Raw genomic sequence first — 13,090 nt, 5'->3', positions numbered from 1 at the left:
CCCTGGTCGACACGACCCCCGCGGTCGCCTCCGCGAATGATAAAGCCCATGGCGGGCGTCCGCAGGTAGGCCGCCCGCCATGAGGACTAGATCAGGCGCCAGTCCTCGAGTCCGTCGTACAGCGGGAAGTCGCGGGCGAGCTTCGAGACCCGTGCGCGCAGGGCTTCGTTGTCGGAAGTGCCGGCGAGAGCTTCGGCGATGATGTTCGCGACCTCGGTGAACTCGGTGTCACCGAATCCACGGGAGGCGAGCGCGGCGGTGCCGATACGCAGGCCGGACGTGACCATCGGCGGGCGCGGGTCGAAGGGTACGGCGTTGCGGTTGACGGTGATGCCGACCTCGTGGAGGAGGTCTTCACCCTGCTGTCCGTCGAGCTGCGAGTTCCGCAGGTCGACGAGCACCAGATGTACATCGGTTCCACCGGTGAGCACGCTGACGCCCTTGTCGGCGACGTCCGATCCGGTCAGACGCTCGGCGAGGATCTTGGACCCACTGATCGTGCGCTGCTGACGGTCCTTGAACTCCTCGGTTCCGGCGACCTTCAGCGACACAGCTTTGGCGGCGATCGCATGCATGAGCGGCCCGCCCTGTTGGCCGGGGAACACTGCGGAGTTGAGCTTCTTGGCCCATTCCTTCTTGGCCAGAATCAGACCGGAGCGCGGTCCGCCGAGAGTCTTGTGAACGGTGGTCGACACGACGTCGGCGTACGGCACAGGAGACGGGTGCAGGCCCGCGGCGACCAGGCCGGCGAAGTGCGCCATGTCGACCCACAGGTAGGCGCCGACCTCGTCGGCGATCTTGCGGAATTCGGCGAAGTCCTCGTGACGCGGGTAGGCGGACCAGCCGGCGACGATCACCTTCGGCTTCTCGGCCACCGCGATGCGACGGACCTCGTCCATGTCGATCCGGTGGTCTTCCTTGCTGACACCGTAAGACGCGACGTCGTACAGCTTGCCGGAGAAGTTCAGCTTCATGCCGTGCGTGAGGTGACCGCCGTGCGCGAGGTCGAGGCCGAGGAGCTTCTCACCGGGGCTCATCAGCGCCATGAGCACGGCGGCGTTGGCCTGCGCGCCGGAGTGGGGCTGCACGTTGGCGAACTCGGCCCCGAACAGCTCCTTCGCACGCTCACGCGCCAGGTTCTCGACGACGTCGACGTGCTCGCATCCGCCGTAGTAGCGGCGTCCGGGGTAGCCCTCCGCGTACTTGTTGGTGAGCACACTGCCCTGCGCCTGCAGCACCGCGCGGGGAACGAAGTTCTCCGAAGCGATCATCTCCAGGGTGTCGCGCTGACGGGCCAGCTCGCCCGCCATCGCCGCCGCTACCTCGGGGTCGAGCTCGGCGAGCGGGGTGTTGTTCACGTCGGAACCGGGCGCAGCTGTCATCGAGGCTTCTCCAAGCTGGGTACGAAATGGATGTCCCCAGTCTACGAACCCGGACAATAGGGCATGCAAGTGCCCACTTCGCCGGTGACGTGAGCTACGCGACGAAGCGCAACGTGGTGGGTACCAGCGGCTCGTCCAGGAGCCTGCGAAACCGCTCGGATCGCTCGGCGCCCACCGGCACCTCGGCCAACCAGCCGCCGAGCAGGCGGTATCCCTCGACATAAGTGCTGGTGTACGCCCGCCACAGCGACGACGACTGGAATCGCAGCATCTGGCGCGCACGATCTGGAGTAGCGAGGGTCCAACGTTCCAAGAAGGCGGCGACGTCGTCGTGGCTGCACCCCTGATCGTGCAGCATCAGCGCCGAGTCCTGGCGCACGCCGAGGAGCTGACCGGACGCGGCGGACAGCTTCTCGGCTTTCACTCCGTCGAACCGCAGACCGAGATCCGCGTAGATGTCCTGTGCCCACCGGCCCCAGCCAGGTCCGACGATCGACTCGAGCGCCAGGTCGGCCAGACCCTCGGCCATCAGGCATTGCGGCGTGTTCACGAGAAAGATGGTCTGTTCGAGTTGGCCTGCGCCGACGAGCCCCGCCTCCTTGCGGCAGTGCTCGGTGTGGTGGCCGGGGTAGGCCTCGTGGGCGATCAGTCGCGGCAGGTTGGCCATGTGCTGCTTCAGATCGGAGTTGATGGCGACCGTGGAGCGGTAGTCGCCGAGGTAGTAATTGAACCCGGACCATGGCTTGTCGCCGACGATTTCGTAATTCACCACCTCGGACTCGGGCAGCGGGTAACGCTCCCGAACCAGATCCCGCAAGGCGCTCGAGAATGCTTCCACACACTCGTGCAGGCGCTCCGGCGGGATTTCGTCGCCCGCGCGGTGCGCCTGGATGCGTTCGGTCAACGACCCCGGCCCGGGCAGTTCGTCCGACATCTTTCGATGCGCTTCGCGGTATTCGTCCTCGTTCCCGCTTTCGATCCGCACGTCGAAGTACGCCTGCACCTCGTCGACGAACCCGACGTCCTCGCCCGCGAACTTTCGGCCCGAGCATTCGAGTGCGCGCAGATGGACGTCCACGAACGCGGCACGCGCCCCGGGAAGATCGGTCGAAGCGATCTCGCGGCGCAACTGCCGCGCCCGTCGGGCAAGGTCTTGCGGCCGCGGACGCGGGCCGTTCTCGACCTGCCTACGCAACTCGGGGTCGCCGGTGAAGGCATCGACGAACCCCTCCTCGAGACGGTCGAATTCCAAACCGAGCTGCAGATATTCACGAACGAGACGATCGGCATCCATGTGATCAGACCCTAGACGGATCATCTGACCGCGTTCGCGCAGACAGCCCCGGCGACAGGGTGGAGTGTGCGACCAAGCACAATCCGTTTATGCAACCGCAACGCGCGTGGACGCAACTGCACCGCTCACCACTGCTGACAGAAAGGTGTGAGCAGTACTGATGGCGCGTTCGAGTGAGTCCAGCCCCTATGTGGAGTTCGACCGCAAGCAGTGGCGCACACTGCGTAAGTCGACTCCCCTGGTTCTGACCGAGGAAGAGCTGTACGGCCTGCGCGGTCTCGGTGAACAGATCGATCTCGAAGAGGTCGCGGAGGTCTACCTGCCGCTGTCCCGTCTGATCCACTTACAGGTGGCAGCACGCCAGCGCTTGTTCGCCGCCACTGCGACCTTCCTCGGTGACACGCACCCGGACCGCCAGGTTCCGTTCGTGATCGGTGTCGCCGGCAGTGTCGCGGTAGGTAAGTCCACCGCTGCCCGTGTCCTCCAGGCGCTACTGGCCCGCTGGGAACACCATCCGCGTGTCGACCTGGTGACCACCGACGGGTTCCTCTACTCGTCGAAAGAACTGCATCGGCGCGGGATCATGCACCGCAAAGGATTCCCGGAAAGCTACGACCGCCGTAAATTGCTGCGCTTCGTCACCGAGGTGAAGTCCGGGGCGGAAGAAGTTGCCGCGCCCGTCTATTCACACGTGTCGTACGACGTGGTACCCGGCGAGTACCACCGGGTACGCCAACCGGACATTCTGATCATCGAGGGCCTCAACGTCCTGCAGACCGGTCCCCGGCTGATGGTGTCCGACCTGTTCGACTTCTCCATCTACGTCGACGCGCGCATCGAAGACATCGAGAAGTGGTACGTGGAGCGTTTTCTGGCATTGCGGGCCACGGCGTTCGCCGATCCGGACGCGCACTTTCACCATTACGCGGACCTGACCGACAAGGACGCGACCATGGCGGCCAAGGACATCTGGAACTCGATCAACCGCCCCAATCTGGTGGAAAACATCCTGCCCACCCGTCCGCGCGCGACCCTCGTGCTCCGCAAGGACGCCGACCACTCCATCAACAGGCTGCGCCTGCGTAAGCTCTGACAGCGGTCAACTCACGTCCCGAAACGCCGGTGCCGGGCTGCATAGTCACGTAGTGCTCGGAGAAAGTCGACCCGCCGGAACTCGGGCCAGTAGGCCTCGGTGAACCAGATTTCCGAGTAGGCGCTCTGCCACAGCAGGAATCCGGACAAACGTTGTTCGCCGGACGTCCTGATCACCAGGTCGGGGTCGGGTTGTCCGGACGTGTACAGGTGCCCACTGATCCCCTCGACGGTGATCGAATCGACCAGTTCGTCACCGAACACACCCGAGCGCAGCTTGTCACCGAGCAGCGACTGCACCGCGTCCGCGATCTCCTGGCGACCGCCGTACCCGACCGCCACGTTGACGTGCGTGCCGGTTCGACCTTCGGTCCGTGCTGCAGCATCACGCAGTCGGCGCGCCTGTTCGGCCGGCAGCAGATCGAGGGCGCCGACGATCTTGACACTCCAGTTCTTGTCCGGTGCCGAAATCTCCTCCACGACATCGGTGATGATCTCGAGGAGCGTGTCGAGTTCTGCGGGGTCGCGCCGAAGGTTCTCGGTGGACAGCAAGTAGATGGTGGCCATTTCGATCCCGGCAGCGTCGCACCAGCCGAGGAGTTCGGCGATCTTGAGCGCGCCCATCCGGTGTCCGTGGGCTACGTCCGTGAACCCGTTCTCGCGAGCCCACCTGCGGTTCCCGTCGCACATGACGGCGACGTGCCGCGGATGTGCGAGTCCGTCGAGCCGCCGCAGGAGCCGCTTCTCGTAGATGCTGTACAGCAGACCTCGTGCCCTCACCGCGACATCACCATGACAGGAAACACTACGCCGGGCTCGATTCGAGGTTCGGCCCACTCGCCTTAAGCTGGCACACTGTGGCAATACCCGAGATCGACGCCCCCGTCGCCAAACCGCGTCTGCGCGGCTGGATCCACCTATGGGCACTCGTGGTCGCCGTCGCCGCGGGTGCAGTTCTCACCGCCAACGCAACGCAGGTCTCGACGAAGGCGACCGTGGCCGCCGCCCTGTACAGCCTGACGGTGTGTGCCATGTTCGGAGTCAGCGCCACTTATCACCGCATCCACTGGAACTCCGTGGTCAGCAGAACTCGCATGAAACGTGCGGATCATTCCACGATCTTCGTGTTCATCGCCGGAAGCTACACCCCGTTCGGTCTACTCGCGCTTCCCTCCGAGACCGGATGGATTCTCCTCGCCGTCGTCTGGTCGGGAGCGTTGTGCGGGGTCGCATTGAAGATGGCGTGGCCGACGGCGCCACGTCGACTGGGTGTGCCGCTGTATCTGATTCTGGGATGGGCAATCGTCCCGGTCGCGCCGGAGATGACCCGGCAGGTCGGCTTCGCGCCGATGATTCTGCTGCTGATCGGAGGCATACTCTACAGCGTCGGAGGCATCCTCTACGCGGCGAAATGGCCGAATCCGTGGCCGCGCACCTTCGGCCATCACGAGTTCTTTCACGCCGCCACCGTCATCGCCGCCCTCTGCCACTACGTGGCCGTATGGCTGGTGATCTTCCGATAGTCAGGCACTACCTGCCAGGACGACATCACCGCCCCTGGACAGGATGTCCATCGTTCTGTCGAAGAGGCTGGGCAGTGGCTCGGCGAAGTCCGACGCGACCCACAGGTCCACGGCGCCGAGAAAACCCCACAGGGCCGACGCAACGACCACTCGCACCTCCATGCTGCCCGGCGAGGCTCCCGCCCGTCGTGCGATCAGAGTGCGCAGCTGATCGCCGATCTCCTCGGCGTCACGGGCCATGCGGGCGCGAACATCCGGTTCGGCCACCACATACCGCATACGACGTTCGATCTTCCGGAGCTCGTCTCGATCGAGGTGGCCGAGTACCAGCCCGACGGTAGAGCGGATGAGCGACAGCAGATCGCCCGCGGTCACGATCGGCGGCCCGTCGTTCGCCAGTAAGGCGAGTAGCTGTGGGTCGTACTCGTCGTGCAGTACGAGTTTTTCCTTGGTGCCGAAGTATCGATACACCGAACTCGGGGACACGTCCGCTGCCGTCGCAACCTGCTCCACCGTTACGCGCGAATAGCCGTGCGCATCGAACAGGTCGAGAGCAACGCCCTGAATATGGCGCATCGCCTGCAACTTCTTGCGCTCCCTCAAGCCGAGGGGAGGGTTCGGATCAACTTCTGGCACATCGCCGAGGCTACCCAGCACCGAGAAAAACTGAAAGTCACTTGCACATCCATGGCGCGTCGGAATAGAGTCACTATCACAAGACAGTCACTCTCAGATCCTTCGTTCGAGCGAGGAGACCATGACCCCGAGCAACGCACCCGTCATCGAAGCTCATGATCTGCAGAAAAGCTACGGACGGTTTCGTGCCCTGTCCGGACTGAACCTGACCGTCGATCCCGGCGAGGTTCATGGGTTTCTCGGCCCGAACGGAGCCGGAAAATCCACGACGATCCGCATCCTGCTCGGACTCCTGCGCGCAGGCGGTGGCACCGCCAGGGTGTTCGGCCTCGACCCGTGGCGGGACTCGCTCGCCGTCCACCGGCGCCTCGCGTACGTCCCCGGCGACGTCAACCTCTGGCCGTCGCTCACCGGCGGCGAAGTGATCGACGTGCTGTGCCGTCTGCGAGGCAACGTCGACCGACATCGGCGCGACGAGTTGATCGAGCGATTCGAACTCGACCCCAGCAAGAAGGGATCGACCTACTCGAAGGGCAACAGGCAAAAGGTGGCACTGGTTGCCGCATTCGCAACCGACCCGGAGTTGCTGATCCTCGACGAACCGACCTCCGGGCTCGACCCGCTGATGGAGAACGTCTTCACTCAATGTGTGGCCGAATCGTCCGCACGAGGACACACGGTTCTGCTGTCGAGCCACATTCTCAGCGAGGTGGAAAAGCTGTGCAGCAGAGTCAGCATCATCCGTGACGGACTCACCGTGCAGACCGGATCGCTGGAATCCCTGCGCGGGCTGGGCCGCACAGGTGTCGACGTCACCACCGCCCGTCCGATGACCGGGCTCGACGCTCTTCCCGGCGTTCACGACGTAGGCAGGGTCGGTGACACAGATGCCAATCGCATCACGTTCACCATCGACACCGAACGACTCGACGTCGCCATGGAGGCGCTGGCCGCACACGGAATCACCGCCTTGACGAGTTCGCCGCCGAAGCTCGAAGACCTGTTCCTGGACCACTACTGCGACGAAACCACGGTGACTGCGCGATGAGCACCGTCACCAACGCCCGTGTCACGCTCGGCCTGGTCGCCCGATTGAATCGGACCATGATCGCCACGTGGTCCATCGGCATCGTCCTCCTGGTTGCCGGGGCGACGGCCGGGATCGCGGGACTGTATCCCACCGCGTCGGACCGTGCGTCGTACGCCGCTATCTCGAGCACGGTCACCGCAGGGCACGCATTGAACGGACCGCCCACCGCACTGACCACACTGGGCGGAATAACTGTATTCGAGGCCGGCTGGTACATCGCACTTGCGGTCGCAGCCTTCAACATCGTTCTCGTCGCGCGCAATTCCCGGGGAGCGGAGGAGTTGGGTCGCCTCGAGCTACTGCGTTCGGGTGCCCTCGGCACACACTCGATGCTGGTCTCCGTCGCCGTCGTGGCCACGGCGACCAATGTCGTCATCGGAGCCGGTGCGGCACTCGCAATGACCGCCTTCGGCGCAGCCTGGTCCGGGGCCGCAGTGTACGGCGGCGCTCTCGCCGCGATCGGTGTTCTCTTCGGGGCGATCACCGCGTTGGCAGCGCAGATCACCGAACACACCCGCGGCACCTACGCAATCGCCGGCGGCGGACTCGGTGCGTCCTTCGCGATCAGGGCCGTCGGCGACGCCACCGGCAACTCCGCGATTTCGTGGTTCTCACCGCTCGGCTGGGCGCAGGCCAGCCATCCGTTCGCGTCGAATCGCTGGTGGACGCTGCTCGTGTGTCTCGGTGTCGCCGGCATCCTGCTGGCCGCCGCGCTCACGGTCGAAGCGCGGCGCGACCTCGGCGCGGGACTCGTGCGCCCCCGCCCGGGCAGTCCGACGGGAAGCGCGGCGCTCGCCACCCCAGTCGGCCTCGCGTTCCGGTTGCATCGCAGCGCCCTGATCGGGTGGAGCGTCGCCGCACTCGGGCTGGGGGCAGCATTCGGAGCGGTCGGCGTGGACGCCGGGCGGATCAGTGAGACCTCGGAGGCTATGCTCGATCTGATCGGAGGTTTCGGGGCCGGAAGCGTTATCGATTCCTACTTCGCCATGACGGCAGTTCTCCTCGCCATAGTGGCGGCCGGTGGCGCGCTCAACGCCGTGCTGCGCACTCGCGCCGAGGAAGAGTCCGCACGCGCCGACACTCTTCTCGCCACACCGTTGTCGCGGCGCTACTGGCTGGCCGGCCATATCACCGTCGCCCTGATCACCTCCGCCGCGATCCTGGTCACCGGCGGTCTGGGCATGGGCGTCGCGCACAGCATCCGAAGTGGCGAGCTGGATGCGGTGCCGCGGCTCATCGGCGCTTCCTCGGCGCACCTTCCGGCAGTGTGGCTTCTGCTCGGCATCGGTGTGTTCCTCGTTGGGGTCCTGCCCCGCATGACAGTGCTCGTCTGGATCGTGTTCACCGGATGCGCAGTGGCAACGATTCTGGGACCGACCCTGAGATTGCCGGATGTCGCCACCAACCTGTCACCGTTCGAACACACACCACGACTGCCCGGCCCACTCGATTCCGACGCCGTCGGCGCTGCAACGCTGTTGACCGCGGCGGCAGTGGCACTGATCGTTGCAGGCTTCTTCGGTTTTCGCCGGCGAGACATCGGCTGAACCCGGCTACCCGGCCAGCATCGTTTTCAGTTCGTCTGCGGTCGTGACCGGACGATCGCAGACGAATCCACGGCACACATATGCGGTCTCGAGACCGTCCACGAGCGGCCTGTCGGCCAGCAGCGGCGCCGAATCGGACTCCCCCGCAAGCACCACTGCCCCACCGGGTGCATCCTGACGGGCGATGTCGAGCAATTCGCCGGAGCCGTTCGTGACGATCGCAACCTGCACCGGACCACGCACCGATGCTTCCGCCACGGCAAGCCAGTGCCCCGCGGCGCGGGGTGCCCGATCGAGCAGAACCGAGATTCTGCCCAGCGCATTCGCACCCGCAGTTCCGTAGCGCTGGGAGGTGTCACCTTCGGTGAGGGCGGAGGCGGTCAGCAGCGCTTCGCAGATGCTGGACGCGCCGGACGGTGTCGCGCCGTCGACCGGGTCCCGTGGTCGCGTCACGAGCGTCTCGGCGTCGTCGGCTGTATCGAACCAACTGCCGAGTTCCGACGAATCCGCGAAACGCGCCAACGCATGATCGAGCACATGTGATGCATCGCGGAGCCATCGTTGCTCCCCCGTGGCCTGATACAAGGACAGCAGAGCGGTGACAAGACACGCGTAGTCCTCCAGAACACCCTCGGAGGGCCCGACCGCACCTCCCAACGATGCACGCCGCAGGCGGCCCTCCACGCGGTGGACGTCGAGCAGTGTTTGCGCGCACCGTGCCGCGGCGTCGACCCACTCTCGGCGACCGAGCCCGACACCCGCCTCGACCAGTGCCGTCACGGCCAACCCGTTCCACGCCGTGACGACCTTGTCGTCTCGTCCCGGTTGTGGCCGGGTCTGCCTGTGCCGGAACAGGGTTGCACGTACCTGCTGGAACCGCTGCTTGTCCTCCGGATCGATCGGCAGTTGCAGCACCGAAGCTCCCTCCTCGAAGGTGCCCTCGTCCGTGACCGCGAACAGTTCCGTGGCCCACGCCCCGTCTTCGGCGCCGAGCACCTCGAAGAGTTGCCCCGGTGTCCACACATACGTCGAACCTTCGACACCCTCGGTGTCCGCATCCAAGGCCGATGCGAAAGTGCCGTTCGCGGTCCGCAGGTCACGCAACAGAAATTCGGCGGTCTCCTCGGTGACCCGCAATGCCAGATCCGACCCGGTCCGGCGCGCCAGGTGGGCATACGCTCGCAGCAACAGTGCGTTGTCGTACAGCATCTTCTCGAAATGCGGTACCACCCATTGCGCGTCGACGGAGTAGCGGGCGAACCCCCCGCCGAGCTGGTCGTAGATCCCGCCGCGCGCCATCGCCGACGCGGTCCGTTCCACGACCCCGAGCGCCGATTCCGATCCGGTCCGTTCGTAGTGCCGAATCAGCGCCTCCATTGCCGCACCGGGCGGGAACTTGGGTGCGGAGCCGAACCCGCCGCGCACCATGTCCTCGTCGGCCACCAATGCGGCTACGGCTTTGTCGAGCAGTGCGGTATCGACGGCCGGGCCGCCCCCTGGCACCCCCTGGGCGCCGCGCTCGAGTTCCGCGACAACGGAAGCTGCCGCCGTGTCCACATCATCGCGACGGTCCCGCCATGTCCCCGCCACCGCCTCGAGCAGTTGAGTGAACGACGGCATCCCGCCGCGAGGTTCCTTGGGGTAATACGTGCCGCAATAGAAAGGTGCCCCGTCCGGAGTGATGAAGCAGGTCATCGGCCAACCACCCTGCCCCGTCATGGCCACGGTCGCGTTCATGTACACCGCGTCGAGGTCGGGGCGTTCTTCGCGATCGACCTTCACGCACACGAAGTTCTCGTTCATGATGGCCGCAGTCGCCGCATCCTCGAACGACTCGTGGGCCATGACGTGGCACCAATGACATGCCGAGTATCCGATCGACAACAGGATCGGAACATCGCGTTCCCTGGCCTCTCGCGTTGCCGCTTCACCCCACTGCTGCCAGTGCACCGGATTGTCGGCGTGCTGGAGCAGGTACGGACTGGTGGATGACGCAAGGAGGTTGGACATGGCCCCAGTATCTCGCGGCGCAAGACCTCCGACCACCCGACGCCCGGGACAACTACGCGTACGTCCCGTCCTCGAGTCCCAACTCCTTCGCGGCGGCGACAACGGCGGCGATGACCAGTTGCAGCGAGGCGCGGACTTCGCCGGTGGTGCGGTGAGCCACCGACACAGTGCGGAAGAACTGGTCGTCGAGTGCCGCGATCGTGATGTTGCCGGGGCGCAGGTGCAGCCCCAGATCCGATACCAGCGTCACTCCCAGTCCGGACGCCACCATTGCCAAAGCTGTTGTCTGCTCCCCGACTTCGTGACGGATCTTCGGATCGAAACCCACCGCGTGTGCAGCCATCCGTACGGCACAGCCGAAATGCGAATGGGGACCGGACAGAATCCACGGCATTTCCGCAAGGTCCTTCAGCGCAACGGAGGTCCCGTCGTGACTACCGGGAGGCAGTGCCGCATACATCTGTTCGACGGCAATGACCTGCCTGGTCAGCTGCGGATCCCAGGGCATCGGATAGTTGGAGTAGTCGATGACGAACGAGAAGTCGAGATCGCCGTCGCGGACAGCTCCTGCCGTTTCCTCCGGCGCCAACTCCTTCGTCCGCACCTCGATGCCAGGATGCTCGATCTCCAGTATCTTCAGCGCTGTTGGCAACAACCCCGTCGATACCGACGCCCATACGCCGGCGGTCAACGTCGCGGCAACCCCACCGCGTGCCTCTTCCATCGCATCGCGGGCACGGTCGACTGCACCGAGAATCTCCTCCGCGTGCTCCGCGAGTACGACGCCGGCCTCGGTCAGCACCATGCGACGGCCGCGCTTCTCGAACAGGATCGTGCCCGTGTCGCGCTCCAGGAGAGCAAGTTGCTGCGACACCGCTGAGACGGTGTAGTTCAGCGCCTGCGCGGCAGCCGTCACCGTGCCGCGACGCTCGAGCTCTCGCAGCAACTTGAGGCGGTGCAGCGACAAGTCCATATATGCAGGATAAGCGCTGGTGAAAGACCGTGCGCGATACTCCAGACTTCCTGAACGAACGGGTCCACAAAAGGTAACTGGACGCGATCACCGAACTGCACGCATGCTGTGGTCAGCGGCCGCATTCGAGAGGGACGGCCGCCCCTTGGATGACATAGAGCCCTTGCCGGGAATCCGACACAGGGCTTGTTTACGCATACGCGGAAGCAGCGTCAGGAGGCGATCACAATGACCATTGCGGACCAGCCGCTGGAAACGTACGGCACACCGGTTCCCGATCAGTCGCCGGCGCCTGACTGCTTTCGCTCTGCACCGATCTCTCCGACGACGGAGAACACCGCACCGACGCGTCACCAACCGGTCTTACGAATTCAATGGACCGACGAGGTGACCGGGGCGCTCGGCTACCTCGTGATCGACACCCTTGTCGCGGGCCTCGCCACCGGCGGTACCCGGATGCGCAAGGGCTGCACCATGAGTGAGGTCGAGGATCTCGCGCGAGGCATGTCGGCCAAGACCGCCACATTCGACCTGCCGGTCGGCGGCGCGAAGGGCGGCGTCGACTTCGATCCCAAGGATCCACGAGCCCTCGGAGTGCTCACGCGCTACTTCGACGCGATGCGACCCTTTCTGGACCGGCATTGGGTGACCGCCGAAGACTTGGGCGTCACGCAGCAACACATCGACGACGTCTTCGCCCACCTCGGCATGCGGCAGTCCTACCACGCCGCAATCGAGCGTGCCGTGAATCCGGATGCCACCGCAGACCGGGTCCTGGCCGGACTCAACGCGAAGGCCCGCGGCGGCCTGCTCGGCGACGTCATCGGCGGATACGGCGTCGCGACCGCCTGCCTCGCGGCCGCGTCACAGTGGTGCTGGCCGGTCGTAACCACCACCGTTGCGGTTCAGGGCGTCGGCACCATGGGCGGCGCGGCCGCGTGGTATCTCCACGACGCGGGAATGAAGATCGTCGCCATAGCGGACGCGGCTGGAACCCTGTTCGATCCGCAGGGCCTCGACATTCCGACCCTTCTGGACACCCGCAACGAGTACGGCGAGATCGATCGCGCTTTCGTCCCTGCGCACGTCCAACAGCTGCCACGGGACGTCGTGCTCGATGTTCCCGTGGACATCCTCGTACCCGCCGCAGTGTCGTATGCGATCACCGGTGACAACTGCATGCTCGTCGACACCAAGGTCGTCGTGGAGGCAGCAAATGCCGCGACGACACTCGATGCCGAACTGGACCTCACGTCCCGTGGCGTCGCGGTGATACCCGATTTCGTCGCCAACGCCGGCGCGGTCGCCTGGGCGTGGTGGCTACTCCTCGGATATGTCGGCGACCACCCGGACGACTCGTTCGACCGACTACGCCACGAGATGACCGAGAAGGTCACCGGCCTACTCGCCTCCTGGGAACCGAGTCGTGGACCGCTGAGGTGGAATGCGGACCCGTCCACCACCGTGACGCGGGTGGTTCCGGAGCTACATATCCCTTGAAGGGGCGTTCGGCCCCGGTGAGTGGCCAACGAGTCCAGAGACT

Annotated in this window: 11 protein-coding genes; 5 read left to right on the top strand and 6 right to left on the bottom strand. The window is 65.2% G+C overall.

Features of this window, described 5'->3' with window-relative positions; all coding sequences use genetic code 11:
• Positions 1-86: 86 nt before the first annotated feature.
• The gene (gene glyA / locus ACZI8Q_RS05560; protein ID WP_463372506.1) at positions 87-1,382 is read right to left on the bottom strand and encodes a serine hydroxymethyltransferase; all 1,296 of its coding nucleotides are present in this window, start codon (positions 1,380-1,382) and stop codon (positions 87-89) included.
• A 94-nt stretch (positions 1,383-1,476) separates the two neighbouring features.
• On the bottom strand, positions 1,477-2,676 hold the full coding sequence (locus tag ACZI8Q_RS05555) for a DUF885 domain-containing protein (protein ID WP_463372505.1): 1,200 nt from the start codon (positions 2,674-2,676) through the stop codon (positions 1,477-1,479).
• Between the two features lie 160 nt (positions 2,677-2,836).
• On the opposite strand from ACZI8Q_RS05555, the gene coaA reads away from it, so the two are divergent.
• Positions 2,837-3,769 carry a type I pantothenate kinase gene (gene coaA, locus ACZI8Q_RS05550; protein WP_463372504.1) on the top strand — a complete coding sequence of 311 codons (933 nt, stop codon included), beginning with the start codon at positions 2,837-2,839 and terminating at the stop codon, positions 3,767-3,769.
• An 11-nt stretch (positions 3,770-3,780) separates the two neighbouring features.
• Here the strand turns inward: coaA and ACZI8Q_RS05545 are convergent, their stop codons facing one another.
• Positions 3,781-4,548 carry an isoprenyl transferase gene (locus ACZI8Q_RS05545; RefSeq protein WP_463372503.1) on the bottom strand — a complete coding sequence of 256 codons (768 nt, stop codon included), beginning with the start codon at positions 4,546-4,548 and terminating at the stop codon, positions 3,781-3,783.
• Between the two features lie 77 nt (positions 4,549-4,625).
• On the opposite strand from ACZI8Q_RS05545, the gene trhA reads away from it, so the two are divergent.
• The gene (gene trhA, locus ACZI8Q_RS05540) at positions 4,626-5,291 is read left to right on the top strand and encodes a PAQR family membrane homeostasis protein TrhA (protein WP_463372502.1); all 666 of its coding nucleotides are present in this window, start codon (positions 4,626-4,628) and stop codon (positions 5,289-5,291) included.
• Here trhA and ACZI8Q_RS05535 read toward each other — a convergent pair whose 3' ends face one another.
• Positions 5,292-5,927, bottom strand: coding sequence for a TetR/AcrR family transcriptional regulator (locus ACZI8Q_RS05535; RefSeq protein WP_463372501.1), 636 nt, complete (start codon positions 5,925-5,927; stop codon positions 5,292-5,294).
• A gap of 121 nt (positions 5,928-6,048) precedes the next feature.
• Here ACZI8Q_RS05535 and ACZI8Q_RS05530 point away from each other — a divergent pair, with 121 nt between their 5' ends.
• Both ACZI8Q_RS05530 and ACZI8Q_RS05525 read left to right on the top strand, forming a co-directional pair.
• Positions 6,049-6,975 carry an ABC transporter ATP-binding protein gene (locus ACZI8Q_RS05530; protein ID WP_463372500.1) on the top strand — a complete coding sequence of 309 codons (927 nt, stop codon included), beginning with the start codon at positions 6,049-6,051 and terminating at the stop codon, positions 6,973-6,975.
• Complete coding sequence (locus tag ACZI8Q_RS05525; protein ID WP_463372499.1) at positions 6,972-8,564, top strand: ABC transporter permease; 1,593 nt, start codon at positions 6,972-6,974, stop codon at positions 8,562-8,564. The genes ACZI8Q_RS05530 and ACZI8Q_RS05525 overlap by 4 nt, the downstream gene beginning before the upstream one ends.
• Positions 8,565-8,570: 6 nt before the next feature.
• Here the strand turns inward: ACZI8Q_RS05525 and ACZI8Q_RS05520 are convergent, their stop codons facing one another.
• Both ACZI8Q_RS05520 and ACZI8Q_RS05515 read right to left on the bottom strand, forming a co-directional pair.
• Positions 8,571-10,574, bottom strand: coding sequence for a thioredoxin domain-containing protein (locus ACZI8Q_RS05520; RefSeq protein WP_463372498.1), 2,004 nt, complete (start codon positions 10,572-10,574; stop codon positions 8,571-8,573).
• Between the two features lie 52 nt (positions 10,575-10,626).
• The gene (locus ACZI8Q_RS05515) at positions 10,627-11,547 is read right to left on the bottom strand and encodes a LysR family transcriptional regulator (RefSeq protein ID WP_463372497.1); all 921 of its coding nucleotides are present in this window, start codon (positions 11,545-11,547) and stop codon (positions 10,627-10,629) included.
• 228 nt (positions 11,548-11,775) lie between these two features.
• Between ACZI8Q_RS05515 and ACZI8Q_RS05510 the strand changes: the two genes are divergently transcribed.
• Positions 11,776-13,047 carry a Glu/Leu/Phe/Val dehydrogenase dimerization domain-containing protein gene (locus ACZI8Q_RS05510; RefSeq protein ID WP_463372496.1) on the top strand — a complete coding sequence of 424 codons (1,272 nt, stop codon included), beginning with the start codon at positions 11,776-11,778 and terminating at the stop codon, positions 13,045-13,047.
• The last annotated feature ends 43 nt before the right edge of the window (positions 13,048-13,090 follow it).

This window comes from Rhodococcus quanlei (assembly GCF_055231015.1).
This window is presented reverse-complemented; position numbering and strand designations above follow the sequence as displayed.